The sequence below is a fragment of the Rhodobacter sp. SGA-6-6 genome (assembly GCF_011043545.1).
Taxonomy (GTDB): Bacteria; Pseudomonadota; Alphaproteobacteria; order Rhodobacterales; family Rhodobacteraceae; genus Pseudogemmobacter.
The window spans coordinates 632,403-658,166 of record NZ_JAAKGP010000001.1 but is presented as its reverse complement, the minus strand read 5'-3'; the positions used below and the strand labels follow the sequence as shown (position 1 = coordinate 658,166).

Here is a 25,764-nt window from a genome sequence, read left to right as displayed (position 1 = left end):
GGGCCGGACCTGCCCCAGGCGCGGGTCCCACAGGGGATTGGGAACATGACGACGAAACGAATTGCATCCACCACGGCGATGGCGCTCTGCCTTGCCGCACTGGCCCTGCCCGTCGCGGCACAAGACGCTGCCGCCGGAGCGGACGCGCTTTATCTGGGGCGGATCATCATCGGTTACACCGATGACGGGACGCCGGTCTATGCCGGTGACAACACCTCGGTGATCGAGGGCGATGCGCTGACCGGCCAAGGCGGCATGACCACTATCGACGACGTGGTGCGCCAGACGCCCGGCGTCACCACGCTGTTGAATGCGGGCCAGCCGGGCGTTGCGGTGGCGATCCGCGGCATGGGCGGCTCGCGGGTCGAGACCACCATCGAGGGCGTTCCGCAGAACTTCCGCTTCACTGCACACAATACCGCCGATGGTTTCGCCTATGTCGATCCGTTCCTGCTGTCCTCGATCAGCGTGACCCGCGGCGCCGGGGTCACCTCGGCCGGGATGGCGGGCAGCGTGAACTTCAGCCTGCTTTCTGCCACGGATCTGGTCGACGGCGAAGGCACCGGCGGACTGGTCCGCCTTCGCTACGGCGACAATGGCGAAGGCTTCGGCGGTGTGATCGCCGCCGGTCTCAGCAAGGGGCCTCTGGACCTGGCCTTTGCGCTTAGCCGCCGCAACTTCGATGCCTATGTGAATGGCGCCGGGGAAGAAGTGAACGAGACCATGCAGGATGGTGGCTCGGCAATGCTGCGCGGTGCCTACCGGGTCAGCGATGCGCTGTCGTTCTCCTTCCTGGCTTTGAAATCGGACTTCGCCTACGACTCGGCTTACCGCATGAGCTTTGGTCCCGGTTTGCCGCCAACAACCCTCGCCTATTACAACCACGAGGTCAGCAACGAGATCTATAGTCTCGGCGTCACCTATTCCGACGGCGACCTGATCAACCTGTCCGCCAATCTCTATTCCGGCACCACCAGCCACCTGCACCGGCCGGACTCGCCCAGCGGCTCGGCCCGCGGACGCCTGATGGAAACCGAAACCATCGGCTTCAATCTGCAGAACGTGTCGACCTTGGCATTGGGCGACTGGGCCCTGACCTCGACCAATGGCTTCGAGATTTCGCGCGACAAGCTCGGTGGCCAGCAGAACTCCGCCGGAACCATCCCTGGCACCAATCCCGTGCGTGGGCATTCCGACCGCAAGGCCATTTTCTCGGAAAACGTCTTCGAGAACGGTCCGTTCGAGGTGATGCTCGGTTTCCGGTATTCGGATTATGAACTTTCCGGCGACCTGGCCGGAACGACCTATGACATCGACCACAATTCCTTCGATCCCAAGGTCACGCTGGCCTACCGGATCAACGATACCTTCCAGCCCTATGTCTCGGTATATCGGACCACCCGCTCCCCGACCCTGCAGGAGGCCTTCCTCGGTGGCGGCGATCCTTCGGCCGGTCACGGGGGATTTGTCGGTAACCCGGCCCTGCTGCCCGAAGTGTCGGAAGGCTACGAAATCGGCGTGAACATCACCCGTGACGGGGTGTTCCGGCCGGGAGATTCGGTCAAGGGCCGTATCAACGTCTACGATCTGGATGTCGACAACTTCATCATTGCCCAGTCGGGTGTCGGCGGTGTCGGGATGCAATTCGTGAACGTCCCCGAGAAGGTCAACACCAAAGGCCTGGAACTGGAACTCGGCTACGAATCCGAGGTCTTTTCGGCTATCCTTGCTTGGGCGCATACCGATGCCAAATATGGCCTGGGCCGCCTGCAACCGAAGAATTCGGTCAGCGCCACCCTTGCCGGCCATTTCCTCGGCGGCGACCTGACGGTCGGCACCACGCTGGTCTACAACAGCAACGGTCCGGCCTCGATTGCCTTCGAGACCGATGCGAACCGCGGCTCCTACAAGACCATCGACCTGTTCGCCAGCTACGATGTCACCGACAATTTCCGCATCGACGCCAAGATCGCCAACATCACGGATGAGCTTTATACCCCTTGGGCCGCGACCGACAACAGCGGTGCAGGCCGTTCCGCCTATATCGGTGCCGAACTGCGGTTCTGATCTCCGGCATGGCCGATACCCCGGGGGCCGAACCTGATCCGGCCCCCGGTTTTTTCCCCTTTCCCGCCGCAGAATGCTTGCTATCCCGGCCCGGAGTGCGGAACATTCAGCCATCCAGTGTGACCAAGGGAGAACAGCGACATGGGCAAACGTGACGAACTGATCGCCAAATACGCCGACGATCTGAAGAACAAGTGCAAGGTCAATCCCGACATGGACCTGCTGACCAAGGTCACCATCGGCTGCGGTCCCTCGATCTACGACAACGACGCCCAGACCGTCGCCGCCTCGGATTCCGAGGAACTGGAGCGGATCAAGAACAACTTCCTGATCAAGAAGCTGGGCCTGAAGGACGGCCCGGCGCTGATGGAAGGCATCAACGCCGCCGTCGACACCTACGGCAAGTCCGAGCGCAACAAGTATCGCGCCGTCTTCTACTATCTGCTGGCCAAGCATTTCGGTCGCGAGGCCGCCTACAAGTAAAAGGCGCATTCCTGCCATTGAACTTTCCCGGACGGGCGGCCAGAGTGCCGCCCGTCCGCATTCCGCAGGCCGTCATGACCGCCCAGCCCCATACCCCTTCCGCCGAATCCACCGTCGTCCCCGTCATCCTGGGCGTGGCGATGGGGCATTTCCTGAACGACGTGATGCAGTCGCTGATCCCGGCGGCCTATCCGCTGCTGAAGGAGAACCTGGCGCTGAGCTTCACCCAGATCGGGCTGATCACCTTCGTCTTCCAGGGCACCGCCTCGATCCTGCAGCCGCTGGTCGGGCTTTATACCGACCGCCGGCCGCTGCCCTTCGCCATGGCCGCCGGCATGGCCTCCACCGGCACCGGGCTGATCCTGCTGGCCCATGCCGCCAGCTTCGCCATGGTGCTGCTGTCGGTGGCCTTCATCGGCCTCGGCTCGGCGATCTTCCACCCCGAGGCCTCGCGCATCGCCCGCCTGGCCGCCGGGATGCGGCCGGGCTTCGCGCAATCGGTGTTCCAGGTCGGCGGCAATGCCGGATCGGCCCTCGGCCCGCTGGCCGCCGCCTTCATCGTGCTGGAGCGCGGACAGGTCTCCATCGAATGGTTCGCCGCGGTGGCGCTGGCGGCGATGCTGCTGCTCTACGCCATCGGCCGCTGGTATCAGAACACCGGCGCCACCCGGGCCGCCAACCGCAAGGCCCGCGCCGCCTCCACCGCGACGGCGCCGCATGTCGTCCGCCGCGGCATGGCGATCCTGATCCTGCTGATGGTGTCGAAATTCGTCTACTCGGTCAGCTTCTCCAGCTACTACACCTTCTACCTGATCGAGCAGTTCAGGCTGACCAAGGCCGAGGCCAACCTCTGCCTGTTCATCTTCCTGGCCGCCGTCGCCGCCGGCACCGTCATCGGCGGCCCTATCGGAGACCGCATCGGCCGCCGCCGGGTGATCCTGTGGTCGATCCTCGGCATCCTGCCGCTGACGCTGGCGCTGCCCTGGCTGCCGCTGGCGGCCAATGTCGTCGTTGCCGGGCTGGCGGGGATGATGCTGGCCTCGGCCTTCCCGGCGATGGTGGTCTATGCCCAGGACCTGATGCCGCGCCACACCGGCATGGTGGCGGGGCTGCTGTTCGGGCTGGCCTTCGGCATCGCGGCCTTCGGCGCCGCCCTGTTGGGGGTTCTGGCCGACCAATGGGGCATCGTCGCCGTCTACAAGATCTGCGCCTTCCTGCCCGCGCTCGGCCTCGCCGCCTTCTTCCTGCCCGACGCAAGGCACTGATCCGGGGCATTCGGCTAAAATCCCCGGCACTCGGCCTTTGCCCTGCCGGGGCGATTCCCTGTATTAAGACCGGGCAGGGCAGAACCGCCCGGGACCTTTTCAGACACATGCGGGGTGGCATGTGGGGTGGATGGAGGGTCCCGTAGGGGTGCGGGGCCCTCCGTTTTCCGTCAATCAGCCTTCGGGAAACAGCACCGCCTCGACGTCCATGGCGCCGTTCAGGACATGCAGGATGGTGATCCTGTCCTCTCCGATGCGGTAGAAGATCAGATACCGCCCCTGCACCCGGCGGCGAATGCCGTGGTGTTCATACCGCGGCATGACCGGCCAGGCTTTCGGCATCTCGGCCAGTTCCATACAGCAGCGGTAAAGCTCCTGCACGAAAGAGAGCGCACGCATGGGGTTGTCGCGGGCGATGTAGTCGCCGATTGCCTCCAAGTCCGCCTCGGCCGCAGCGGTGAGTTCGACGATCATTCCCCGGCGGGACCGGCCGCCCGATACTTCGCTTCCAGCCGGGCGAAGACATCGGCCGCCGGCTGCACCCGGCCCGATTCGGCATCGGCCAGTCCGCGCGCCAGGGCCTGGTCCAGCACCGCAAGCCGGGCCTCGCGTTCCTGGATCAGGCGGATGCCCTCGCGCAGGACCTCGCTCTTGGAATTGTATCTGCCGGTCTCGACCAGCTTCGCCACGAAGCTTTCAAGCTGTGGCCCAAGGTCTGCGCTGATCATGGCTTCCCCTCTGGTTCCTCGGAGAAACCATGGCAGCGTTGATAACAGTTATCAAGTCTGCCGGATCCCGAACGCCGATCAAAGCTGCAGGCTGCGGGCCAGCAGCAGGGAATCCTCGGCCAGCACCTTCACATGCTCGCGCATCGCCGCGCTGGCCCGGGCGCCGTCGCCGGCGAAGAGGGCCTCGGCGAGGATTTCGTGCTCGCGCTCGGCGCTTTCGCGGCGGCCGGGCAGGAAGGTGATGAAGCGGCGGTAGGGGCCGAGGCGGCGGTTGATCTGGCCGATCTCGGACTTCAGCGCCCGGTTGTCGGCGGCGTCGTGGATCGCGCCGTGGAAGGCGTCGTTGGCGGACAGATAAGTCTCGGCAGCGTCGCTGGTCGCCTGGCGGCGGCAGGCCTGATAGGCGGTTTCGATCCGGGCGCGGTGGAATTCGGTCATCCGTTCGCAGGCCAGCCGGATCGCCACGCCCTCCAGCTCTCCCACCAGCTCGAACAGCTCCACCACATTGCTGACCGTCGGGCGGGCAACGATGGCGCCGACCCGCGGCTCGTGGGTGACGAGACCGCTGACCGCCAGCGCCCGCAGCGCCTCGCGCACCGGGGTGCGCGAGGCGTTGTAGCGCTGCGCGATGGCCACCTCGTCCAGCTTCTGGCCGGGGACGAGGTCGCCGCGGACGATCTCGGCCTCCATCTCGGCGGTGATTCGCTCGGCTTGGGTCCGGCTGCGGCCCGTCTCCTTGGCGGCAGGCTCGGGTGAACTGATCTGCGACATCGGTTCCTTTCCCCGGATGCGCCTACATAACAGGCAGCTCCGGCTGGATCGCGGCAGAGTATGCACAAATTATGTGCAAACTGATACCGGGACGAGATTTACTGTATACACACGTTATGCGCCATGCTCACATTTGATAGCAGAATCGGAAAACGGCCGGAACGCCAATCCGGCGGCGGAAAAGGGAGCGAGACATGGACCTTGGTCTTCGGGGCCGGCGGGTATTGATCACCGGCGCATCGCAGGGCATCGGCGAGGGCATCGCCGAGGTCTTCGCCGAGGAAGGCGCCATCCTGCACCTGACGGCGCGGTCGGCCGACAAGCTGGAGGCCATCGCCGGCCGGCTGCGCAAGGCCCATGGCGCGACGGTCTCGGTCTGGCCGATGGACCTGAACGAGAAGGGCGCGCCCGAGCGGCTGGCCGCGACGGTCGGCGACGTCGACGTGCTGATCAACAACGCCGGGGTGATCCCGGGCGGCAACCTCTTCTCCACCACCGACGAGACCTGGCGCGCCAACTGGGAGCTGAAGGTCTACGGCTACATCAACATGTGCCGGACCTACTACAGCCGGATGAAGGCGGCCGGCGGCGGTGTCATCATCAACGACATCGGCAATGCCGGCGAGCGCTACGACGCCGATTACATCGCCGGCACCACCGGCAACGCCAGCCTGATGGCCTTCACCCGCGCCCTGGGCGGCCGCAGCCTGGACGACAACATCCGCGTGGTCGGCGTCAATCCGGGCCCGGTGGACACCAGCCGGATCTACAAGCTGCTGAAGCGCCGGGCGGTGGACTGGTATGGCGACGAATCCCGCTGGGAGGAACTGCTGGCGACCTATCCGCTGAAGCGCCCGGCCAAGGTGCGCGAGATCGCCGACCTGATGGCCTTCCTGGCCTCGGACCGCTCGGGCTACACCACCGGGGCGATCTTCACCGTCGACGGCGGCATCGCCTCGCGCTCCTCGATCATCTGAGGGCGGGGCGATGGCGTTCTTCCCCGTCACCGACCCTGCGGTCCGCCAGGACTTCCCGCACCACATCGCGGGCGTATGGTCCGCGCCGGAAGGGACGGCGCGGCGCAGGGTCTTCGACCCGGCCACGGGTGCGGTGCGCTGGAGCGTGCCGGAGGGCTCCGCCGCGGATGTGGACCGGGCGGTGCGCGCGGCCTCTGCGGCCGCGCCGGGATGGGCGGCGACCGACCCCGACGAAAGGGCGCGGCTGCTGCGGGCGCTGGCGGCGCTGCTGCGGGAGCGGATGGCGGACCTGGCGGCGCTGGAATCCGCGATCACCGGCCGGCCGATCCGCGAGATGCGGGCGCAGATGGCGCGCATTCCCGAATGGCTGGAATACTTCGCCGGCATCGTCCTGGGGCTGGAGGGCGGCTCGAACCAGGTGAAGGGCGGCTTCCTGACCTGGACCCGCTATCGCCCGCATGGCGTCTGCGCCCTGCTGACGCCCTGGAACCATCCGATCCTGATCCTGGTAAAGAAGCTGTCGGCGGCACTGGCGGCGGGGAATGCCGTGGTGATAAAGCCTTCCGAACTGGCGCCGGTGACGCCGCTGCTGCTGAGCGCATGGGCCGCCGAAGCCGGCATCCCGCCCGGGGTGATCAACGTGGTCACCGGCGGGGCCGAGGCCGGCGCGGCGCTGGTGGCCCACCCGGAGGTCGCCCATATCGACCTGACCGGCGGCACCGCCACCGGGCGGCGGGTTGCCGCGGCGGCGGCCGAGCGACTGGTGCCCTGCACGTTGGAACTGGGCGGCAAGACTCCGCTGATCGTCTACGACAGCGCCGATCTGGACGAGGCCGTCGCCGGCACCCTGTTCGCCGGCTTCGTTGCCGCCGGGCAGACCTGCGTTTCCGGCAGCCGCATCCTGGTCCAGCGCGGCATCTACGACGCTTTCTGCCGCAAGTTGGCAGAGCGGGTCGAACGCCTGACCCAAGGCGACCCCGCCGACCCGGTGACCAACATCGGCCCGGTGATCTCTGCCGCGTCGCGCGACCGCTGCCTGGGCCATATCGACAAGGCGAAGGCCGAGGGCGCAAGGCTGATCGCCGGCGGCACCCCGCGCACCCTGCCGCCGGAGTTGGCGGCCGGCTTCTTCGTGCCGCCGACCGTCTTCGCCGACGTGACGCCGGAAATGACGCTGTTCCGCGAAGAAGTCTTCGGCCCGGTCATCAGCCTGACCGCCTTCGACACCGAGGACGAGGCGGTCGCGCTGGCCAACGCTGGCCCCTTCGCCCTGGGCGCCTCGGTCTGGACCCGCGACATCCTGCTGGCGCACCGCACGGTGGCGCGGCTGAAGGCCGGGGTGGTCTGGATCAACGACCATCACAAGAACGACCCGCGCTCGATCTGGGGCGGCTCGGGCGACAGCGGCTATGGCCACGAGAACGGCTGGGACGCGCTGAAAAGCTATCTGATCAAGGGATCGGTCACCCTGCGCACCGCGCAGGACTTCGGCGACTGGTTCGCAGGGGGCAAGCGGTATGGGTGACAGGACGGCGGCCATGGTCGAGGTCTCGAACCTCTCGCTGGTCTACGGCAGGGGCGAGCGCCGGGTGCAGGCGCTGGACGCCATCGACCTGACCATCCCCGGCGGCAGCCTCGTCTCGCTGATCGGCCCCTCGGGCTGCGGCAAGAGCACGCTGCTGCGGGTGCTGGGCGACCTGCTGGAGCCGACCTCCGGCAAGGTGGAAATCAACGGCCGCACCCCCCGCGCCGTGCGGCTGGAGCGCAAGACCGGCTTCGTCTTCCAGGAGCCGGCGCTGCTGGAATGGCGCAACATCCTGCACAACATCGCCCTGCCGCTGGAACTGCGCGGAGTGGACCGGGCGGAACGCGAGGCCAAGGCGCAGGACCTGATCCGCCTGGTCGGGCTGGAGGGGTTCGAGGCGGCGCATCCCCGCCAGCTGTCGGGCGGGATGCGGCAGCGCGCCGCCATCGCCCGGGCGCTGTCGACCAGCCCCGACATCCTTCTGCTGGACGAGCCCTTCGGCGCGCTGGACCAGATCACCCGCGACCGGCTGAACATGGAACTGGCCCGCATCCACGAAGTGACCGGGCTGACCGTGGTGCTGGTCACCCATTCGATCCGCGAGGCGGTGCTGCTGTCGGACCGGATCGTGGTGATGACCCCGCGCCCCGGGCGCATCTCGCGGGTCGTCGACAACGACCTGCCCCGCCCGCGCAGTCTGGACAGCCGCACCCATCCGGCGTTCGAGGCGCTGGTGCGGCTGGGCAACAGCGAGCTTGAGAAAGGCTATGCCAATGGCTGACCTGGCGGCGAACACCCTGTCGAGACGCGCCTTCGACCAGGCCTGGCCCCCGGCCGCGCTGCTGATCGGGCTGCTGGTGGTCTGGGAACTGGCCTGCCGGGCGCTGGAGATTGCGCCCTATATCCTGCCGGCGCCCTCGGCGATCTGGCTGGCGGTGACCACCAATTCCGCCGCGCTGGCCTTCCACACCGGCATCACCATGTTCGAGGCGGTGACCGGCTTCGTCATCGGCTCGGCGCTCGGCGCGGTCCTCGGCACCGGCTTCGCCTATTCGCGCTTTCTGGAACGCGGCTTCCTGCCCTTCATCATTGCCGCCAACACAATTCCGGTGGTGGCCATCGCCCCGATCATCATCATCTGGTTCGGCCACGGCATGGCCTCGAAAGTGGCGGTGACGGCCTTCCTGTCGTTCTTCCCGCTGGCGCTGAACATGATGAAGGGGCTGCAAAGCTACGACCGGGTGGTGATGGACGTGTTCCACATCGCCGCCGCCACCCCTTGGCAGCGGTTCTGGAAGATGCGGCTGCCGGGCGCGCTGCCTTATGTCTTCGTCGGGCTGAAGCTGAACGTCACCTTCTCGGTGATCGGCGCCATCGTCGCCGAGTTCGTGCAGGCCGACCGCGGCCTCGGCTTCGTGGTGATGACCGCCTACCGCTCGATGGCGATGCCGCGGCTCTGGGCGGCGATGCTGATTTCGGCGCTGATGGGCATCCTGTTCTTCCTGGTGATCGCCGCGCTGGAACGGCTGTTCGTGCGCTGGCACGCCTCGGTCGACGAGACGCGCTGAACAAGACCCGTAAAACGATCCGGGGCGAAAACCCGGGCATCAACCCCCAACAAGGAGTGAAAGATGACCAGGACTTTTCTGAAATCCGGTTTGGCAGCCTTGCTCTTGATGACCGGATCGGCGACCGCCATGGCCGAATCCATGCGGCTCGAATGGGTGCTGCAGGGCCAGTTCGCCGGCCCCATCGTCGCGCTGGAGAAGGGCTACTACAAGGAAGCGGGGGTCGGGGACTTCCTGCTGCAACCTGCCGGCCCGGACCTGAAGCCCACCGTCATGGTGGCGACCGGGGTCGACACCTTCGGCATCGGCCATCCCAACCAGGTGATCGCCGCCCGCGCCAACGGCGTGCCGCTGGTGATGGTCAGCCAGTGGGGCCAGAAGTCGGCCACCACCTATGTCGCCCGCAAGGACAGCGGCATCGCCTCGGTCGCCGACATGGCCGGCCATTCGGTCGGCCTGTGGTTCGGCGGCGACGAGCACGAGTTCATGGCCATGCTGAAGAAGGCCGGCGTCGATCCGGCCGAGGTGACGACGATCAGCCAAGGCTACGACATCATCGCCTGGCTGAACGGCGAATACGAGGTGATGCAGGTCACCCGCTACAACGAACTGCTGCTGGTCTACCAGAACGGCTTCAAGCCCGAGGACCTGGTCTATCTCGACGCGGGCGAGGCGGGGGCCGAGTTCATCTCGGGCGGGCTCTTCACCACCGAGGCGCAGATCGCCGAGCATCCCGAAACCGTGCAGGCGGTGGTCAACGCCAGCCTGCGCGGCTGGAAGGAAGCCTTCGCCGACCCCGAGGCCGCCGCCGAGATCGTGGTGAAATACAACTCGGAACTCGACAAGGACTTCCAGGTCGAACAGATCAAGCAGATGCGCGACATCGCCTGCGCCGGTCCGACCCTTGAGGGGAAATTCGGCGAGACCCGGCTGGAAAGCTGGGAACTGGCGCAGGAGATCCTGCTGGGCGCCGGGCTGATCGACCAGCCCATCGACCTGTCCACGGGCTACACCAACAGCTTCGTCGACGCGGCCCCGGCCGACTATCGCACCATCCTCTGCGAGTGAACCAACGACCGCCGCGCGCCGCCCCGGCGCGCGGCCCCTCGATCCGGGAGGCAGACATGACTACCATCCGCATCCGACTCCTGTGGCACAAGCAGGCGCAGTTCGCCGGCTATCTTCTGGCCGAGGAACTGGGGCTGGCCCGCGGCAAGGGGGTGGAAATCCGCTGCGAGGGGCTGGATTTCTCCTGCAAGCACGTCGCCTCGATCCTGACCGGCGTGTCCGAGATGGCGGTGGCGAGCCCGGCGCATATTCTGGAAAGCGCCGCGCCGGAAAGGCTGCGCTGGCTGATGACGGTGCAGCAGGTCAGCCCGCTGGTCTATCCGGCGCGGCGGTCCTCCGGCGTGAACGCGCTGGCCGATCTGGCGGGGAAAAGCGTCGGCGTCTGGCCGGGCGGCGAGGATCTGGAGTTCCGCTGGCTGCTGGCCGGCGCGGGTGTCGCGGCGGGCGCGGTGGAGCGGGTGCAGATGCCCGATACCGTCGGCCCCTTCCTGCGGGGCGAGATCGCTTCGGGCCAGATGACCTCCTACCACGAATTGCACCAAGTCGAGGCGGAAGTGCCGCCCGGCGACCTGGTGGTGTTCTCCGGCCGCGACACCGGGCGGTCGGTGCTGAAAGACGGGCTGGTCGCCGATGCGGCGCTGGTGGCCGAGAAGCCCGAAGTCGTGCAGGCCGTGGTCGATGCCGTGCTGGAAGGCTGGACCATCGCCTTCGACGACCCCGACCGCGCCATCGCCGCCTGCCTGCGCGCCCGCCCCGATGTCCCGCGTGCGGAACATGCCCGGCAACTGGCCGACATCCGCGCGCTGTCGCTGACCGGGGCGACGCTGACCCATGGCCTCGGCTGCCCCGATCCGGCGCATCTGGCCGCCGCCACCCGCGCCATCCGCGAGGTGGAAGGGCATGAAGCCGCCACCGCGGGCGTGCTGGACGACCGCTTCTGGAAGGCCGCCCCGGCCGCCTTCCGCCGCAGGGACTGGGCCGTCTGATGACGGACCTGCCGCACAGCGCCGATGCTGTGGTGGTCGGCGGGGGCATCCTCGGCGCGGCCACGGCGCGGGCCTTGGCGCGGACGGGGATGAAGCCGCTGCTGCTGGAGGCCCGGGCCTTCGGCGGCGCGGTCACCGGGGCCAGCCTTGCGGCCATCGGCACCCATATGCACGGGATCGAGGAATATCCGCTGCTGCGCCATGCCGGGCAGCTCTGGTCCGATCTGGCCGAGGCGACCGGCAACCCCTTTGAATACAACCGCCAGGGCAAACTCTGCTACATCCTGCACCCCGAGGACCGCGCGGTCGGCGCCGACTGGGTGGCGCGGGAACAGGCGCTCGGCGCCGAGGTGGCGCTGCTCACGCCGGAAGAAGCGCGCGAGCGCGAGCCGCTGATGACCGGCCCGCTGATCGGCGCCACCTGGGCGCCCGATACCGCCACGGTGAATCCCTTCCTCGGCCTGCGCACCGTGCTGCGCCTTGCGCGAGAGGCCGGGGCCACCGCTGTGGCGAATACCCCGGTGACCGCCCTTCGGATCGACGGCGGCCGGATCGCCGGGGTGGAGACCTCGTGCGGCGCGGTCTCCGCCCCCCATGTCGTTCTCACCGGCGGTCCCTGGACGGCGCGGCTGGCGGCGATGGCCGGGATCGTCCTGCCGATCCGCCCGCGGCAGGCGCAATGCCTGGCCTCGATGCGCCAGCCCCCCGGCACCATCCGCCGGGTGATCTCGGCCTGCGAGCGGGCGGGCGGTGTCGACAGCGGCTATACCCAGATCCAGCAGGCGGCCTCCGGGCAGGTGCTGTTCAACACCGTCACCGCCCCCTTCGATCCGCCCGAAGGCGCGCAGGACCATATCCACGAGGTCCCGCCCGGTTTCGTGCTGGAAAGCATCGAGACGCTGCTGATGCTGTTCCCCTCGCTGGCGGCACAGCCGCTCTTGCGGTCCTGGGTGCGGTTCGAGGGGGTGACGCCGGATTCCCGCTTCCTTGCCGGCAGCCTGCCGCTGCCCGGCCTGCATGTCGCCGCCGGCGACAACGGCTCGGGCTATTGCCGGGCGCTGATGCTGGCCGACCACCTGGTCGCCGCCGTCACCGGCGCCGGCGGATTGCCCGAGGATCTGGCCGCGCTGGCCGCGCGCTTCTACGCGCCGATGCGCTTTGCACAGAGGGATGCGGCATGAGCGCGGAGACCGTCCTGATCCGGCTGAATGGCCGCGAGGTCAGCGCCCCCGTAGGCCAGCCGCTGGCGCAGGTGCTGACCGCGGTGGATCCCGCCCTTCGGTTCAGCCCGAAGGACAAGGCGCCGCGGGGGATGTTCTGCGGCATGGGCCTCTGCTTCGAGTGCATGGTCGAGGTGGACGGCCTCCGCCGCCGCTCCTGCCTGACGCCGGTCAGCGCCGGGATGGTGGTGCGGACGGGGGAGGGCGCGGCATGACCATGGCGGCGGACCTGCTGTCCTGCGATGTTGCGGTGATCGGCGCGGGGCCTGCGGGCCTGGCGGCGGCGAAGGAGGCTGCGGCGGCGGGGGCCGATGTGCTGTGCCTCGACCTCTACGACCGGCCCGGCGGGCAATATGCGATGCAGCCCGGCGATCCCTCCGGCCCGCTGGCGGCCAGCGAGGCGGCGCGGCTGGGACGCGACCTCGCCGAAGCGGCCCGGGCCGCGGGCGTGCGCCTTCTCTCCCGGGCCGAGCTGTTCTGGGCCGCGCCGGAGGGCGAGGGCTTCCTCCTTTACGCCGCGTTGGACGGCGGCGCCGGGGCGCTGGCGGTCCGGGCGCGGGCGGTGGTGGTGGCCGCGGGCGCGATGGAACGGCCGCTGCCCTTCCCGGGCTGGACGCTGCCCGGGGTGATCGGCGCGGGCGCGGCGCAGCGGCTGGTGAAAAGCGGCGGCGCGCTGCCCTTCGGCGGCAAGGTGGTGCTGGCGGGGACCGGGGCCTTCCTGATGGCGGTAGCCTCGACCTTCGCCAAGGCGGGCCGGCGGATCGACCATTTCGTCGAACGGCAGCCCCTGCGCCCGCTGTCCTCGCTGACGATGCTGGCCCCCTGGCCCTCGCGCTGGAGTGCTGCCGCCGGGCTCCTGGCCGACCTGCGCCGGACCGGCGCGCAGCAACACCACGGCCATGCAGTCACCCGCGCCCTCGGCCGCGACAGGCTGGAGGCGGTGGAGATCGCCCCGGTCGATGCCCTCGGCCGGCCCGACCTGTCGCGCGCCGAGCGGATCGGCGGCGTGGGCGCGCTGTGCATCGGCTACGGATTCCAGCCGGTGATCGACGCCACCACCGCGCTTGGCGCAGACCATGCCCACAACCCGGCGCTCGGCGGCTGGCATTGCCTCGCCCGGCCGGACAGCGGCGAGACCTCGCGCCCCGGGCTGTATGCGGCGGGCGAAACCTGCGGCATCGGCGGGATGCGCCCGGCGCTGGTCTCCGGCCGCATCGCCGGGCTGTCGGCGGCGGCGCGCGTCCTGGGACGCACCCCCGACCCCGGCCTGATGCGAAGCCTTGCCGCCGAACTGGCGAAGGCGCGGCGCTTCGCCGTTTCGCTGGCCGCGCATTGGCCCGCGCCCGAGGCCCCGCCGGTGCCGCTGCCCGAGGCGGAAGTGATCTGCCGCTGCGAGGATGTGCGGCTGTCCGACATCCGCGCCGCGGTGCAGGCCGGCGCGGCCGAGACCTTCGCGGTGAAGATGTGGACCCGCGCCGGCATGGGCCCCTGCCAGGGCCGGGTCTGCGGCGCGGCACTGGCTGCGGCGCTGGCCGAGGCGGGCGTCCCGCCGGGGCAGGCGGGATACAACCGCGCCCATCTGCCGCTGCGGCCGGTGCCGATGAACGCCGTCCATGCGGCGCTGGCCCGCACCGCCCGTCCCGACACGCCCGGCACCGGCCCGGCCTGACCTTGCGAGGAGAACCCGATGTCGCAGCACACCCTTTCCGGCCCCAACCTCCGCAACCGCTATTTCGACAGCCTCTGCGCCGAGAAGGGGCTGATCTGGATGGGCCAGAACACCAACCACATCCCCGCCCACCCGGCGGTGGAGGAGGCGATGGTCGCCTCGATCCGCGCGGGCGAGTTCAACGCCTATGCCCCGCCCCTGGGCTTCGAGAGCCTGCGCGCGGCCATCGTCGCCGATCTGGCCGTGCCGGGCGAGGCGATGGTGACCGAGGGCGGCGTCAATGCGCTGGCCATGGCGGTGCGGGCGCGCTGCCGCCCTGGCACCACCTTCGTCACCACCGATCCCACCTGGAAATGGCCCGGGCTGATGGCGGCGCAGATGGGGGCCGAGGTGATCGAGCTGCCGATCTGGGACCCCGCCACCCATTACCGGCTGACGCCCGGCCAGCTGGCGGCCTCGGTCGACCACCGCACCGCGCTGATCTACATCGTCGACCCGAACAACCCGCTGGGCATCTCCTATAGCCGCGACGAGATCGCCGCCTTCTGCGAGATCGCCCGCGGCGCGGGCGCGCTGCTGATCCACGACTGCACCTACCGCGACTTCGCCGAGGACCATACCCCCGCGCTGCGGATCGACCCGGAGAACGCGGTCTGCTCCACCAGCTTCTCGAAATGGCTGGGCCTTGCCGGGATGCGGATCGGCGCCTTGGTGGTGCCGCCAAGGCTGGTCGAGGAATTTGCGCCCTTCTCGGCCTCGATCCTCGGCGCCAGCGTGGTGGCGCAGCGGGGGGCCGAGGCGGGGCTGCGGGTCAAGCCGGAATGGATGGCCGAGGTGCGCCGCATCAACCGCGCCAACCAGGAGATGATCCGACAGGCGGTGGAGGCCGCGCCGGGCCTGTCGATGGTGGTCTGGCCGAGCCAGGCCAATTTCCTCTGCATCGACACCACCGCATCGGGCATCCGTCCCGAGGCGCTGGTCGAGGCCTACCGCCTGCGCGGGGTGATGATCCGCCAGGGCACCTATCACACCAGACGCTTCGGCGACCGTTTCATCAAGGTCTCCACCACCGTGCCCGAGGACTGGGGCCGCCGCTTCGTCGCGCTGCTGCCCGAGGCGATGGAGGCCGCGCGCGGGTTGAACGACGTGGCGGCGCAGTTCTGAAAAGGGGGGCAGGGATGGTCGAGGGATATGTCACCGCGCAGGACGGAACGCGGCTCTGGTATGAGGAGGCGGGCGAGGGGCTTCCGATCCTGTTTATCCACGAATTCGGCGGCAACCATGCGGCGTGGGAGCCGCAGATGCGCCGCTTCGCCCGCCGCTACCGCTGCATCAGCTATGCGGCGCGGGGCTATGCGCCCTCGGACATCCCGGACGACGTTTCCTCCTATTCGCAGCGCATCGCGGTGGAGGATGCGCTGGCGGTGCTGGACGGGCTGGGGATCGGCAAGGCCCATGTCGTCGGCCTGTCGATGGGCGGTTTCGCCGCCGCGCATTTCGGCCTGATCGCGCCGGAGCGGGCGCTGTCGCTGTGCATCGCCGGGGCGGGCTATGGCGCGGAAAAGGAATACGAAGACTATTTCCGCGGCGTCTCGCTGTCGGTGGCCGAGAATTTCGAGACGAAAGGGGCGAAGGAGTTCTCGAAGATCTACGCCCTCGGCGCCAGCCGGGTGCAGTTCCAGAACAAGGACCCGCGCGGCTGGGCGGAGTTCGCCGCCCGGCTGGCCACCCATTCCGACCGCGGCGCGGCGCTGACCATGCGCGGGGTGCAGGCGATGCGTCCCTCGCTTTACGACCTGCGCGAGGACTTCGCGGCGATGCAGGTGCCGACGCTGGTGATGGTGGGCGACGAGGACGACCATTGCCTGCAACCCGGCATCTTCCTGAAGAAGACCATCCCGGCCTGTGGCCTGGCGGTGCTGCCGAAGACCGGCCACACGCTGAACCTGGAGGAGCCGGAGCTGTTCAACCAGCTGCTGGCCGAGTTCCTGGCCCAGGTCGAGGCCGGGGCCTGGCGCCCGCGCGACCCGCGCGCCAATCCGGGCCAGATCATGCGCACGGAATGAGCGGCGCGGTGGAGATAGACGCCGGGCGGCTGTGGTCCCGGCTGATGGAGCTGGGAGAGATCGGCGCGATCCCGGGGGGCGGGGTGGACCGTCAGGCGCTGAGCGACGGCGAGCATCTGGCCTGGGCCAGGGTGATCGGCTGGGCCGAGGCCGCCGGGATGGAGGCCGCGACCGATGCCGCCGCCAACCTGTTCCTGACCCTGTCGGGGCGCAACCGCAGCCTTGCCCCGGTGCTGGCGGGCAGCCATCTGGACAGCCAGCCCACCGGCGGCCGTTTCGACGGCGCCTTCGGGGTGATGGCGGCGCTGGAGGTGGCGGCCAGCCTGGCCGCCAGCCCGATGCCGCGGGCGCGCGACTTGACCGTCGTCGCCTGGATGAACGAGGAGGGCAGCCGCTTCGCCCCGGGGATGATGGGCTCCGCCGTCTTCGCCGGGCAGCGCGACATTGCCGAGGTCCGGGCCGCGCGGGACGGCGAGGGGCTGACCGCCGGGGAAGAGATCGACCGCCTGCGCCGCGCTTTCCCCGGGCTTCCCCTGCGCCCGCCGTTCCGTCCCCGGGCCTGCATAGAGCCGCATATCGAGCAGGGGCCGCGGCTGGAACGCGAGGGTGCGGTGATCGGCGTGGTTTCCGGCATCGACGGCAAGGTGACCTGCGAGGTTACCCTGACCGGCCAGCGCGACCATGCCGGCACCCAGCCGATGGCCGACCGCCGCGACGCGGTGATGGCCTTCGCCCGGGTGGCATCGCGGTTGCAGCAGGAGGTCGGACTGGCCGACCCGGAGACCCGCTTCACCATCGGCCGGGTCGAGGTCAGCCCCAACGCGCCCTCGGTGATCGCGGGGGAGGTCCGCTTCCGCATCGACCTGCGCCATCCCGATGGTGCGGCGCTGCAACGGCTGGCGGCGCGGATCGCCCCGCTGGCCGCCGAGACCGCGCTGCCCTGCACCGCGGCGGTGCGGGTGCTGGTCGATGCGCCGCCCAACGGCTTCGACCCGGCGCTGCGGCAGGCCATCGCGGCCTCGGCGGCGCGGCGCGGGCTGCCGGCGCTGGAGATGGCCTCGGCCGCCGGCCATGACGCGCGGCATCTGGCGCCGCTTTGCCCCACCGCGATGATCTTCATCCCCTGTCGCGGCGGTATCAGCCACGATCCGGCGGAATGGGCCGAGCCCGCCCATGTCGCTGCCGGGGCGCAGGTGCTGGCCGATGTGGTGGCGCCGCTGCTGGCGGAGGAGGGGGCATGACCCGCGTCGCTCTGGTCTCGCATTGCCTGCTGAACCAGAACGCCAAGGTGGCCGAATATGCGATCTGCCCCGGCGCGGTGCCTTGGGTGCTGGAGGAGCTGAAGGCCGCGCACTACCTGCCCCAGCAGATGCCCTGTCCAGAGATGACCTTCCTCGGCGCCGGGCGCTGGTGGCAGGTGCGCGAGCAATACGATACCCCCGGCTATCGCCGCCATTGCCGCCATGTTGCAGCCACCGTCGCTTCGGTGCTGAAGCACAACCTGCGGCAGGGCTGCGAGGATCTGGTGCTGCTCGGCGTCGACGGCAGCCCCTCCAGCGGCATCGGCATCACCGATTCCGGCCCGGCCTGGGGCGGCCGGCCCGAGGCGCGCGAGATGGCGCTGGTCCGTGGCAGGGGCGTCTGGATCGGCGTGCTGGAGCAGGTGCTGGCCGAGGAGGGCCTGCCCGCCCCGCGCAGCATCGGCATCGGCACCGAATTGCCCGGTTACGACGAGACCGCCGCCCGCGCCGCCTTCCGGCGCTTTCTGGCAGGGGGGCGGTGATGGAGCCCGGGGATTGCCGCAGCCGCCGCATCCTGGTGGTGGGGGACCTGGACGACCCCCGGCTGGCGGCGCTGTCGGGGCCGGGCGGTCATGGTCTGATCCAGACCCCGCCGGCGGGGATGGAGGCCGGGCCGGCCTTGGCGGCGCTGGTGCTGGTCGCCGACCAGATCGAGGATTTCCTGCGCCACGGCTATGCCGTCCGCCTTCTGGCCCCGCTGCCCTGGGCGGAGGCGCTGGCGCGGCTGCTGTCCGCCCGCGGCATCTCTCCGCTGGAGGAGATTTCTGCCTGAGCCCGGATGACAATCCCGCCGCTTGTGCCTTATCTGGACCGGACCGCAGGGAGGCAGGCGATGACGACGGCGCGGGACTTCGGGCTGATCCCCGGCGGCAGGCTGGCCGCCGGTCCGCTGAACGCCATCACCGACGTGCCGGGGGTAACCATCGGCCACCGCTCGCTGCGGGGGGACGGCATCTGCACCGGCGTCACCGCAATCCTGCCGCATCCGGGCGACCTGTTCCGGCTGAAGCCGCGGGCGGCGGTGGAGGTGATCAACGGCTTCGGCAAGTCGGCCGGGCTGATGCAGGTGGCCGAACTCGGCACCATCGAGACGCCGATCCTGCTGACCAACACCTTCGGCGTCGCTGCCTGCACCGAGGCGCTGATCCGCCGCGCCGTCGCCGCCAACCCGCAGATCGGCCGCCGGACCTCGACCGTCAACCCGCTGGTCTGCGAATGCAACGACGGCGGCATCAACGACATCCAGGCGATGGCGGTGACGCCTGCCGATGCCATCGCCGCGCTGGAAGCCGCCCGTCCGGGGCCGGTGGAGCAGGGCGCGGTCGGCGCCGGGTCGGGGATGACCGCCTTCGGCTTCAAGGCCGGGATCGGCACCGCCTCGCGCCGGATGGAGATCCCCGGGCAAGGCTTCACCATGGGCGCGCTGGTGCTGGCGAATTTCGGCGCGGCGGGCGACCTGCTGCTGCCCGACGGCCGCCGCCCCGACCCGCGCCGCCCGGCCGAGGCGGAAAGCGGCTCGGTGATCGTCGTGCTGGCGACCGACCTGCCGCTGGCCGACCGCCAGCTGCAGCGCGTCGCCCGGCGCGGCGGCGCGGGGCTGGCGCGGCTCGGCGCCTTCTGGGGCCACGGCAGCGGCGACATCTGCCTGTGCTTCACCACCGCCGACCCGGTGGCGCATGAGCCGGAGGTTTTCACCCCGCAGGCCCGGCTTTCCGACACCCATATCGACACCGCCTTCCGCGCCGCCGCCGAGGCCACGCAGGAAGCCGTGCTGAACGCCCTCTGCGCCGCCCCGGCGATGACCGGCCGCGACGGCCGAACCTATCCCGCCCTTGCCGACTGGCTGAAGGAGAATCCGCTGCCATGAAAGTCTTCATCTCCGCCGACATCGAAGGCACCGCCGGCATCGCCCATTGGGACGAGGCCGAGCGGACCCATCCCGACTGGGCCGAGTTCCGTGCCCTGATGACCGCCGAGGTGGTCGCCGCCTGCGAGGGCGCACGCGCCGCGGGGGCGACCGAGGTGGTGATCAAGGACGCCCACGACAGCGGCCGCAACCTGATCCTCGACCGGCTGCCGGATTATGCCCGCATCGTCCGCGGCTGGTCGGGCCACCCGGATGCGATGATGTTCGGGCTGGACGCCGGCTTCGCCGCGGCGGTCTACACCGGCTATCACTCCAGGGCCGGCAGCGAGGCCAATCCGCTGGCGCATACCTCGAACCTCCGCATCTCGCGGCTGTTGCTGAACGGCGAGGTGGCGTCGGAATTCACCGTCAACGCCCTTTGCGCCGCGGGCTACGGCGTGCCCTCGGTCTTCCTGTCCGGCGATGCCGGCATCTGCGCCGAGGCCCGGGCGATGGTGCCGGGCCTTGCGGCGGTGGAGACGCTGGCGGGCGACGGCAATGCCACCAGCTCGATCTCCCCCGCCCGCGCCTGCCGGCTGATCCGCGAGGGGGTGGAGGCGGCGCTGTCGGGCGATCTCTCCCGCGCCCTGCCGGAGCGGGCGGGCCGCTACGAGGTGGTGATCGAGTTCAACAACCCGACCGGCGCCTATCGTGCGGCGTGGTATCCCGGAGCCGTAAGGCATGGCCCCCGCGCGGTGGCCTTTGCCCATGCCGATTTCGCCGAGATCCTGCGGGCGCTGCTGTTCCTGAAGGTCTGATCAGCGGACCTTGCGCCCCTGCACCCAGATGTCGCCGATGGCGGCGCGGTCGGCGGTGAGCACGATCTTCTCGAACAGCTCCTCCGGCCGGTCCGCCCCGGGGAAATGCCGCAGCCCGCTGCCCGGCAGATTGGCGCGGATGACCAGCGCGTCGAAGCACTGGCCCTCGGCCAGCCGCCCCACCGGCAGCGACAGCGCGTCGGCCCCGCCGGCGGTGGCCAGCCAGAACGCCTCCACCGCCGTCAGCGGCGCCTCGCCGGTGCCGCGGGCCTCGGGCGGCAGCGTCGGGTCGGCGCCCCGGCCCAGATGGCGCGAGGTCATCAGCGCATGGCGCAGCCCGTCCAGGATCGAGGGGCTGAACCCGCCCGAGATGTCGGTGCCGAGGCCGACCTCCACCCCCGCCTCCAGCGCCCGGCGGACCGGGAAGATCGCATTGGCAAAATAGGCGTTCGACATCGGGCAATGCGCCACCGCCGCCCCGCGCTGCGCCATCAGCGCCATGTCGTTGCCGTCGATGAAATTGGCGTGCGCCAGCACCGTGCGGTCGGTCAGGAGGCCGAAACGGTCCAGCGCGGTGCAGTCGGAGCAGCCCAGCCGGTCGCGCACATAACCCGCCGCCCAGTCGCTTTCCGAGGCATGGGTCTGGACATGGCATCCGGTCTCGCGCGCCAGTTGCCCCAACCCTTCCAGCAGGTCGTCGGTGCAACTGGGGATGAAGCGCGGGGTGATCACCGGCAGCACCAGCGGGTCCTCGCCCTGCATCGCCCGCAGTTCGGCGATGAAGGCGCGAGTCTCGGCGATGGCGGTGGCGGCATCGGCGTCGCGGTAGAACGCGGGGCAGGTGGCGGGATCGTCCATCGCCACCTTGCCGACCAGCGCCCGCTGGCCGTGGCGCAGGCAGGCCTCGGCCAGGATCAGGTTGGGCCGCTTGTGGACCGAGCCGAAATACATCGCCGTGGTGGTGCCCTGCGCCAGAAGGCTGCGGACCAGATCGTCATAGACCTCGGCCGCGAAGTCCGGGTCGGCGAAGCGCGCCTCCAGCGGGAAGGTGTATTTCTGCAGCCAGACCTCAAGCGGCGCATCCAGCGCCTTGCCCAGCTGCGGCCATTGCGGCGCGTGGACATGCAGGTCCACGAGGCCCGGGATCAGCCAGGCATCGGCGGGCAGCCGGTGCAGCACCCCCTGCGCCTCGGCCCAGGCGGCCAGGGCCTGCTGCCGGGGGTCCTCCGGGCGGATCACATCGGCGATCCGGCCCGTGCCGTCGACGATGAAGGCGCAGTCGGCCAGCACCTCCAGCCGGTCGCGCGCGGGGGTGTGGAAGCCGCTGCCGAGGACGACCAGCGCGGGCTGCATCACTGGCTGCCCAGCACGGCGGGGAAGATGCCGGGCATGACCACGAAGCCGGGAATGCGCTTCACCCGGTCGGTCCAGCGGCGGATCGCGGGATATGTCTCGCGCGAGATGCCGCCCTCTTCCGACAGCATGACATAGGGGAAGCAGGCGATGTCGGCGACGGTGGGCGCGGCGCCGGGGGCCAGCCAGTCCTGCCCCTGCCGTTCCTGGAACCACAGGTGCTCGTCCATCACGGCGAACAGCTTGTGCGCCCCGTCCCGCGCGGCCTCGGCGTCGAAGTCGAAGCCCATGCCGTCGGCCAGCCGCGCGGCCGAGGCGGTGGCGGTCAGCCCCTCGGCGAAGCCCAGCCATTGCTGGACCTGCCCGGCGATTTCCGGGCTGTCCAGCGGATACCAGCGGCCGGAGGGATCGTATTTCCGGGCCACATAGACCAGGATCGCCTGGCTTTGCGCCAGCCGCAGGTCGCCGTCCTCCAGCACCGGCAGCTGGCCCAGCGGGTTCACCGCCAGAAACTCCGGTTCGCGGTGCTTCAGGCCGGGGAAGAAATCGACGTTCCTGCGTTCGTATTCCACCCCCAGGATGGCCAGCAGCAGCCGCGCCTTGTAGCAGTTGCCCGACAGGTCGAAGTCGTAAAGCCTGATCATCGGCTAGAGATCCAGTATGAGACGGTCGGATTTCGCCCGCGAGACGCAGGTCATGATCCTGTCGTTCGCGGCCTTCTCGGCGTTGTTCAGATAGACGTCCTGATGGTCCGGGATGCCCTCCAGCACCTTCACCTTGCAGGTGCCGCAGGCGCCCTGCCCGCAGGAGGAGGGCACGGCGATGCCGTTCTCGCGCAGCACCTGCAGGATCGACTTGCCGGCCGGCACCCGCAGCGTCACGGCCGACCGCGCCAGCGCGATGTCGAAGCTGCTGGAATCGTCGATCTCGTGGGTGTTGCGGAAATACTCGAAATGCACCGCGCTTTCCGGCCAGCCCTGGTCCGCCGCGATGGTCCGCGCCGCGTCCAGCATCGGGCCGGGGCCGCAGACATAGACCTGCCGCGCCGGACCGGGGCGCGAGAGGATCTCGCGCAGCGCCGCCATCGTTCCGGCGGGATCGAGGCCGAGATGCGGTTGCACCCTTTCGCCCAGGGCCGCCAGCCGCTCGGGGAAGGCCAGGTGGCCCTGCCCGGCGGCGAAGTAGTGCAGGCGGAAGTCCTGGTCGTCCACCGCCATCGCCGCGGCCATCGCCAGGAGCGGCGTCACCCCGATGCCGCCGGCGAGGAAGATCGTCTCCTCGGCATCGCGGCGCAGGGTGAAGTTGTTGCGCGGCTCCGAAATCGCCAGCAGGTCGCCGGGTTTCAGGCTGTCGTGGATCGCCAGCGACCCGCCCGCCGACTGCGGCTCGCGCTTGACGCCGATGATGTAGCGGTCGGTCTCGCCCGGGCCGTTCACCAGCGAATACTGCCGGACAAGGCCGTTCGGCAGCGCCACGTCGATATGCGCGCCGGGCTGGAAGGCCGGCAGCACCCCGCGCAGGGGGCGCAGGTCCAGCGAAACGATGCCCTCGGCCACGACGGTTTTCGCCGCGATGGTGACGCGGATCTTGCCGGTGCCGGCGGCCATCTCCGGCATCTCGGCCAGCTCCTCGCTGACCCGGCCATAGACCGGCGGGATCGGCGCAGGGGCAGGGTGCTGCCGGGCCGCCGCCTCGGCCGCGCGGCCGAAGGCGGTCAGTGCGGTGTTCAGCCGGCGCAACAGCGCCAGCCCCTCGCCCGCCAGCGGGCCGGAGACCAGCCCGCGGATCGCCGACAGGCCGGAATCCATCGGCTGCACGAACAGCCGCAACGTGCTGGCGCCGTCGCCGAAGACCAGCCCGCCGCGATGCGCCAGCCCCTCGCCCGGATCGAAGCCCTCCAGCGCCGCCGACACGTCGCCGGGCGCCGCCCGCACCGGCACCGCCCGCAGCACCAGCGGCGCCTCGGCGGCCTCGGGCAGCGCCGGTTCGCCCTCGCCCAGATGGGTCCAGATCAGCCCATGCGCCTCGCGCGCCGGCCAGGTGCGGTTGCAGATCGTGCGCGGCGGCGCGTCGGCCGGATGGGCGGGGATATAGGTGCAGCCCGCATTGCGGTTGGCGTAGCGCCAGCCGTGATACTGGCAGACCAGTTCCGTCCCGGTGTTCACCCCGATGGACAGCCGCACGCCGCGGTGCAGGCAGCGGTTCTCCCAGACGTTGACGTAGCCGTCGTCGGCCCGCCAGATCGCCAGTTCCTGCCCCCAGAGCTTGCCCTGGAACACATGGCGCGGGATCACATCCTCGCTGGCGGCCACCGGAACCCAGCCGGGGGCGATGCTTGCGCTGTCCATCCTCATCCTTTCATGCCGCTGCGGGGATCACGCCATAGGTCACGCCGTTCGAGGCCAGCCAGCGGCGATACATGATCGAGGTCTTGTCGGCCCGGATCGGGGTTTCCGCCCTGGGGTCCAGCGGCAGCCGCTTCGGCATCTGGTTCTCCAGGATCGGCTTGTCCTGCCCGAAGATGTGCAGCTGGAAATAGCTGATGAAATCGTCGGCGTTCACGTCGTCGAGGATGCTCAGCACCATATGGCCGCGGAAGCTTTCCGGCCCGGTCGGCTGGCCGAACAGCGCGATCACGTCCAGCCGCCGGGTATCCATCGGGCTGGACTTGTAGAGCACCGAGCAGGTCGGATGCGGCACCCGGTAGACATATTCCACATCGGCGCCAGAGGTGGAGACGGTGGAGGCGCGGGGCTGGTAGAACAGGCATTCGGTGGCGACGATCTCGCGCCCGCCCTCGCGCAGCTCGACGTTGTATTCCTTGACTTCGGTGTGCGGCAGCTCGCCCAGGATGCCGGTGTGGACATAGGGGAAGTGGCCCATGTCCAGGAAGTTCTCGATCCCCCGCATGGCCGAGACGTTCACCCCGATGGAGCCGGCGGCGATGTTGCGGCGGTCGGGTTCGTCGTATTCCGGGATCGGGAACAGCCCGCCCTCGGGCCGGCCGAGGGTGGTCCAGAGGCAGGCATATTGCTCCAGCACCGGCAGGGCGCGGCCATCGGCGCCGGTGACGCGGCAGCCGGAGCCGTCGCGGAAATAGACCAGCGGCTCGCCCAGCAGCGTGGTGCGGCGGGGCCGGTCATGCACGTCCTGCAGGGCCGAGATCGGGAACCACTGGTTCAGCATGAAGGGATCGGGCAGGGGGTCGGCCATGGCTGCTCCTCCGTCGCGGGTGATGAATTGCATAGCAATCTGTCGATCCTGTCATATCAACGACGAAGATTGCTTGACAAGATACGGCGCCGATACTTTAGGCTCGGATTCAGGAAATGCACAGGCGGCACGGATGGCGTATCGTTCCCGGCAGATCGCAGAGGCCCTGTCCGGCGCCATCGCCGCGCAGGAACTGCCGCCCGGCTTCAAGCTGGGCGAACGCCATCTGGGCGAGATCTGCGGCACCAGCCGGGCGGTGGTGAAACAGGCGCTGATCGTGCTGGCGCGCGAGGGGCTGGTGCAGATGCACCCCAACCGGGGGGCCTTCGTGGCCGAGCTGGACGCCCGCGACGCCTTCGAGATCTTCGAGGCCATCGCCGCCATCGAACAGGGCGCGGCCTTCCAGCTGGCGACAAGGCTGTCGCCCTCGGACCTCGACCGGCTGGAATGCAACGTCTGCGAGACGCAATGCTGCCTCGACCATGGCGACGATGCCGGCTCCGACCGGATCGGGCCGGAATTCCACGTCGAACTGGTCAAGCTTGCGCGCAACCGGGTGCTGGAGGAAAGCCATGCCCGCCTGTTGCGCCGGTCGCAGCTGATCCGGCTGCTCTACGTCAACCGCGATTACCACCGGCAGAAGCTGAACGACGACCATGGGCTGCTGCTGGCGCATCTGAAGGGCGGGCGGATCGAGCCGGCGCTGCGGCTGATCGCCAGCCATTACGACGCCATCGCCCGCGGCTACGACATGGACATGCGCGCCGCGATCCGGCCCGACCTCGACGAGGTTCTGGGCCGCTGGCTGAAACCGCAGACGGAACCGGCCTGAACCGGGAA

The 25,764-nt window shown here is 69.6% G+C and carries 27 protein-coding genes; 20 read left to right on the top strand and 7 right to left on the bottom strand.

Annotated elements, in window-relative coordinates:
- Positions 1 to 45: 45 nt before the first annotated feature.
- The 3 genes from G5B31_RS03180 to G5B31_RS03170 all read left to right on the top strand — a co-directional run bounded on the left by G5B31_RS03180 (position 46) and on the right by G5B31_RS03170 (position 3,815).
- A complete protein-coding gene (locus G5B31_RS03180) occupies positions 46 to 2,067 on the top strand; it encodes a TonB-dependent receptor domain-containing protein (protein ID WP_165013675.1) in 2,022 nt (673 codons plus the stop codon).
- 141 nt (positions 2,068 to 2,208) lie between these two features.
- Positions 2,209 to 2,550 carry a DUF2853 family protein gene (locus tag G5B31_RS03175; RefSeq protein ID WP_165013673.1) on the top strand — a complete coding sequence of 114 codons (342 nt, stop codon included), beginning with the start codon at positions 2,209 to 2,211 and terminating at the stop codon, positions 2,548 to 2,550.
- Positions 2,551 to 2,624: 74 nt separating this feature from the next.
- Complete coding sequence (locus G5B31_RS03170) at positions 2,625 to 3,815, top strand: MFS transporter (protein ID WP_165013671.1); 1,191 nt, start codon at positions 2,625 to 2,627, stop codon at positions 3,813 to 3,815.
- Between the two features lie 174 nt (positions 3,816 to 3,989).
- Here the strand turns inward: G5B31_RS03170 and G5B31_RS03165 are convergent, their stop codons facing one another.
- From G5B31_RS03165 to G5B31_RS03155, 3 genes are all read right to left on the bottom strand, one after another.
- The gene (locus G5B31_RS03165; protein WP_165013669.1) at positions 3,990 to 4,289 is read right to left on the bottom strand and encodes a type II toxin-antitoxin system RelE/ParE family toxin; all 300 of its coding nucleotides are present in this window, start codon (positions 4,287 to 4,289) and stop codon (positions 3,990 to 3,992) included.
- Positions 4,286 to 4,543: a type II toxin-antitoxin system ParD family antitoxin gene (locus G5B31_RS03160; protein ID WP_165013667.1), complete on the bottom strand. Its 258-nt coding sequence runs from the start codon at positions 4,541 to 4,543 to the stop codon at positions 4,286 to 4,288. Before G5B31_RS03160 ends, G5B31_RS03165 begins: the two co-directional genes overlap by 4 nt.
- Before the next feature lie 78 nt (positions 4,544 to 4,621).
- Positions 4,622 to 5,314, bottom strand: coding sequence for a GntR family transcriptional regulator (locus tag G5B31_RS03155; RefSeq protein WP_165013665.1), 693 nt, complete (start codon positions 5,312 to 5,314; stop codon positions 4,622 to 4,624).
- A gap of 194 nt (positions 5,315 to 5,508) precedes the next feature.
- Here G5B31_RS03155 and G5B31_RS03150 point away from each other — a divergent pair, with 194 nt between their 5' ends.
- From G5B31_RS03150 to G5B31_RS03075, 16 genes are all read left to right on the top strand, one after another.
- Positions 5,509 to 6,291: an SDR family oxidoreductase gene (locus tag G5B31_RS03150; RefSeq protein WP_165013663.1), complete on the top strand. Its 783-nt coding sequence runs from the start codon at positions 5,509 to 5,511 to the stop codon at positions 6,289 to 6,291.
- Between the two features lie 10 nt (positions 6,292 to 6,301).
- Entirely contained in the window at positions 6,302 to 7,816 is a 1,515-nt protein-coding gene (locus G5B31_RS03145; protein ID WP_165013661.1) for an aldehyde dehydrogenase family protein, read from the top strand.
- Positions 7,809 to 8,597: an ABC transporter ATP-binding protein gene (locus G5B31_RS03140; protein ID WP_165013659.1), complete on the top strand. Its 789-nt coding sequence runs from the start codon at positions 7,809 to 7,811 to the stop codon at positions 8,595 to 8,597. The genes G5B31_RS03145 and G5B31_RS03140 overlap by 8 nt, the downstream gene beginning before the upstream one ends.
- Positions 8,590 to 9,384, top strand: coding sequence for an ABC transporter permease (locus G5B31_RS03135; RefSeq protein ID WP_165013657.1), 795 nt, complete (start codon positions 8,590 to 8,592; stop codon positions 9,382 to 9,384). The genes G5B31_RS03140 and G5B31_RS03135 overlap by 8 nt, the downstream gene beginning before the upstream one ends.
- A 63-nt stretch (positions 9,385 to 9,447) precedes the next feature.
- Entirely contained in the window at positions 9,448 to 10,452 is a 1,005-nt protein-coding gene (locus tag G5B31_RS03130) for an ABC transporter substrate-binding protein (protein WP_165013655.1), read from the top strand.
- Between the two features lie 56 nt (positions 10,453 to 10,508).
- Positions 10,509 to 11,438: an ABC transporter substrate-binding protein gene (locus G5B31_RS03125; RefSeq protein WP_165013653.1), complete on the top strand. Its 930-nt coding sequence runs from the start codon at positions 10,509 to 10,511 to the stop codon at positions 11,436 to 11,438.
- Entirely contained in the window at positions 11,438 to 12,619 is a 1,182-nt protein-coding gene (locus G5B31_RS03120; protein ID WP_165013651.1) for an FAD-binding oxidoreductase, read from the top strand. Before G5B31_RS03125 ends, G5B31_RS03120 begins: the two co-directional genes overlap by 1 nt.
- Entirely contained in the window at positions 12,616 to 12,873 is a 258-nt protein-coding gene (locus G5B31_RS03115; protein ID WP_165013649.1) for a (2Fe-2S)-binding protein, read from the top strand. The genes G5B31_RS03120 and G5B31_RS03115 overlap by 4 nt, the downstream gene beginning before the upstream one ends.
- A complete protein-coding gene (locus G5B31_RS03110; protein WP_165013648.1) occupies positions 12,870 to 14,327 on the top strand; it encodes an NAD(P)/FAD-dependent oxidoreductase in 1,458 nt (485 codons plus the stop codon). The genes G5B31_RS03115 and G5B31_RS03110 overlap by 4 nt, the downstream gene beginning before the upstream one ends.
- 18 nt (positions 14,328 to 14,345) lie before the next feature.
- The gene (locus tag G5B31_RS03105) at positions 14,346 to 15,491 is read left to right on the top strand and encodes a pyridoxal phosphate-dependent aminotransferase (protein WP_165013647.1); all 1,146 of its coding nucleotides are present in this window, start codon (positions 14,346 to 14,348) and stop codon (positions 15,489 to 15,491) included.
- A 14-nt stretch (positions 15,492 to 15,505) separates the two neighbouring features.
- Positions 15,506 to 16,393, top strand: coding sequence for an alpha/beta fold hydrolase (locus tag G5B31_RS03100; RefSeq protein ID WP_165013645.1), 888 nt, complete (start codon positions 15,506 to 15,508; stop codon positions 16,391 to 16,393).
- Between the two features lie 8 nt (positions 16,394 to 16,401).
- Positions 16,402 to 17,634 carry a hydantoinase/carbamoylase family amidase gene (locus G5B31_RS03095; protein WP_346763869.1) on the top strand — a complete coding sequence of 411 codons (1,233 nt, stop codon included), beginning with the start codon at positions 16,402 to 16,404 and terminating at the stop codon, positions 17,632 to 17,634.
- On the top strand, positions 17,631 to 18,176 hold the full coding sequence (locus G5B31_RS03090; RefSeq protein WP_165013641.1) for a hypothetical protein: 546 nt from the start codon (positions 17,631 to 17,633) through the stop codon (positions 18,174 to 18,176). The genes G5B31_RS03095 and G5B31_RS03090 overlap by 4 nt, the downstream gene beginning before the upstream one ends.
- Positions 18,176 to 18,466, top strand: coding sequence for a hypothetical protein (locus tag G5B31_RS03085; RefSeq protein ID WP_165013639.1), 291 nt, complete (start codon positions 18,176 to 18,178; stop codon positions 18,464 to 18,466). The genes G5B31_RS03090 and G5B31_RS03085 overlap by 1 nt, the downstream gene beginning before the upstream one ends.
- Positions 18,467 to 18,526: 60 nt before the next feature.
- Entirely contained in the window at positions 18,527 to 19,561 is a 1,035-nt protein-coding gene (locus G5B31_RS03080) for a P1 family peptidase (protein ID WP_165013637.1), read from the top strand.
- The gene (locus G5B31_RS03075) at positions 19,558 to 20,358 is read left to right on the top strand and encodes a M55 family metallopeptidase (RefSeq protein WP_165013635.1); all 801 of its coding nucleotides are present in this window, start codon (positions 19,558 to 19,560) and stop codon (positions 20,356 to 20,358) included. Before G5B31_RS03080 ends, G5B31_RS03075 begins: the two co-directional genes overlap by 4 nt.
- Here G5B31_RS03075 and guaD read toward each other — a convergent pair whose 3' ends face one another.
- Genes guaD through G5B31_RS03055 form a run of 4 tightly spaced genes read right to left on the bottom strand, consistent with a single transcriptional unit; the run spans position 20,359 to position 24,924 of the window.
- Positions 20,359 to 21,711 carry a guanine deaminase gene (gene guaD, locus G5B31_RS03070; protein WP_165013633.1) on the bottom strand — a complete coding sequence of 451 codons (1,353 nt, stop codon included), beginning with the start codon at positions 21,709 to 21,711 and terminating at the stop codon, positions 20,359 to 20,361.
- Positions 21,711 to 22,355, bottom strand: a complete 645-nt coding sequence (locus tag G5B31_RS03065; RefSeq protein ID WP_165013631.1) for a glutathione S-transferase family protein — start codon at positions 22,353 to 22,355, stop codon at positions 21,711 to 21,713. The genes guaD and G5B31_RS03065 overlap by 1 nt, the downstream gene beginning before the upstream one ends.
- A 3-nt stretch (positions 22,356 to 22,358) precedes the next feature.
- Positions 22,359 to 24,059, bottom strand: coding sequence for a Rieske 2Fe-2S domain-containing protein (locus tag G5B31_RS03060; protein ID WP_165013629.1), 1,701 nt, complete (start codon positions 24,057 to 24,059; stop codon positions 22,359 to 22,361).
- Between the two features lie 10 nt (positions 24,060 to 24,069).
- A complete protein-coding gene (locus G5B31_RS03055; RefSeq protein WP_240904242.1) occupies positions 24,070 to 24,924 on the bottom strand; it encodes an aromatic ring-hydroxylating dioxygenase subunit alpha in 855 nt (284 codons plus the stop codon).
- A gap of 133 nt (positions 24,925 to 25,057) precedes the next feature.
- Here G5B31_RS03055 and G5B31_RS03050 point away from each other — a divergent pair, with 133 nt between their 5' ends.
- Positions 25,058 to 25,756, top strand: coding sequence for a GntR family transcriptional regulator (locus tag G5B31_RS03050; RefSeq protein ID WP_165013627.1), 699 nt, complete (start codon positions 25,058 to 25,060; stop codon positions 25,754 to 25,756).
- Positions 25,757 to 25,764: the final 8 nt, after the last annotated feature.

Bases quoted from the DNA above. Each gene is read 5' to 3' on its own strand.
- G5B31_RS03065 (WP_165013631.1), bottom strand. From the start codon at position 22,355: ATGATCAGGCTTTACGACTTCGACCTGTCGGGCAACTGCTACAAGGCG.
- G5B31_RS03075 (WP_165013635.1), top strand. From the start codon at position 19,558: ATGAAAGTCTTCATCTCCGCCGACATCGAAGGCACCGCCGGCATCGCC.
- G5B31_RS03180 (WP_165013675.1), top strand. From the start codon at position 46: ATGACGACGAAACGAATTGCATCCACCACGGCGATGGCGCTCTGCCTT.
- G5B31_RS03150 (WP_165013663.1), top strand. From the start codon at position 5,509: ATGGACCTTGGTCTTCGGGGCCGGCGGGTATTGATCACCGGCGCATCG.
- G5B31_RS03160 (WP_165013667.1), bottom strand. From the start codon at position 4,543: ATGATCAGCGCAGACCTTGGGCCACAGCTTGAAAGCTTCGTGGCGAAG.
- G5B31_RS03060 (WP_165013629.1), bottom strand. From the start codon at position 24,059: ATGGACAGCGCAAGCATCGCCCCCGGCTGGGTTCCGGTGGCCGCCAGC.
- G5B31_RS03090 (WP_165013641.1), top strand. From the start codon at position 17,631: ATGACCCGCGTCGCTCTGGTCTCGCATTGCCTGCTGAACCAGAACGCC.
- G5B31_RS03085 (WP_165013639.1), top strand. From the start codon at position 18,176: ATGGAGCCCGGGGATTGCCGCAGCCGCCGCATCCTGGTGGTGGGGGAC.
- G5B31_RS03125 (WP_165013653.1), top strand. From the start codon at position 10,509: ATGACTACCATCCGCATCCGACTCCTGTGGCACAAGCAGGCGCAGTTC.
- G5B31_RS03050 (WP_165013627.1), top strand. From the start codon at position 25,058: ATGGCGTATCGTTCCCGGCAGATCGCAGAGGCCCTGTCCGGCGCCATC.
- G5B31_RS03135 (WP_165013657.1), top strand. From the start codon at position 8,590: ATGGCTGACCTGGCGGCGAACACCCTGTCGAGACGCGCCTTCGACCAG.
- G5B31_RS03055 (WP_240904242.1), bottom strand. From the start codon at position 24,924: ATGGCCGACCCCCTGCCCGATCCCTTCATGCTGAACCAGTGGTTCCCG.
- G5B31_RS03145 (WP_165013661.1), top strand. From the start codon at position 6,302: ATGGCGTTCTTCCCCGTCACCGACCCTGCGGTCCGCCAGGACTTCCCG.
- G5B31_RS03110 (WP_165013648.1), top strand. From the start codon at position 12,870: ATGACCATGGCGGCGGACCTGCTGTCCTGCGATGTTGCGGTGATCGGC.
- G5B31_RS03155 (WP_165013665.1), bottom strand. From the start codon at position 5,314: ATGTCGCAGATCAGTTCACCCGAGCCTGCCGCCAAGGAGACGGGCCGC.
- G5B31_RS03130 (WP_165013655.1), top strand. From the start codon at position 9,448: ATGACCAGGACTTTTCTGAAATCCGGTTTGGCAGCCTTGCTCTTGATG.
- G5B31_RS03140 (WP_165013659.1), top strand. From the start codon at position 7,809: ATGGGTGACAGGACGGCGGCCATGGTCGAGGTCTCGAACCTCTCGCTG.
- G5B31_RS03080 (WP_165013637.1), top strand. From the start codon at position 18,527: ATGACGACGGCGCGGGACTTCGGGCTGATCCCCGGCGGCAGGCTGGCC.
- G5B31_RS03165 (WP_165013669.1), bottom strand. From the start codon at position 4,289: ATGATCGTCGAACTCACCGCTGCGGCCGAGGCGGACTTGGAGGCAATC.
- G5B31_RS03105 (WP_165013647.1), top strand. From the start codon at position 14,346: ATGTCGCAGCACACCCTTTCCGGCCCCAACCTCCGCAACCGCTATTTC.
- G5B31_RS03100 (WP_165013645.1), top strand. From the start codon at position 15,506: ATGGTCGAGGGATATGTCACCGCGCAGGACGGAACGCGGCTCTGGTAT.
- G5B31_RS03170 (WP_165013671.1), top strand. From the start codon at position 2,625: ATGACCGCCCAGCCCCATACCCCTTCCGCCGAATCCACCGTCGTCCCC.
- G5B31_RS03115 (WP_165013649.1), top strand. From the start codon at position 12,616: ATGAGCGCGGAGACCGTCCTGATCCGGCTGAATGGCCGCGAGGTCAGC.
- G5B31_RS03120 (WP_165013651.1), top strand. From the start codon at position 11,438: ATGACGGACCTGCCGCACAGCGCCGATGCTGTGGTGGTCGGCGGGGGC.
- G5B31_RS03175 (WP_165013673.1), top strand. From the start codon at position 2,209: ATGGGCAAACGTGACGAACTGATCGCCAAATACGCCGACGATCTGAAG.
- guaD (WP_165013633.1), bottom strand. From the start codon at position 21,711: ATGCAGCCCGCGCTGGTCGTCCTCGGCAGCGGCTTCCACACCCCCGCG.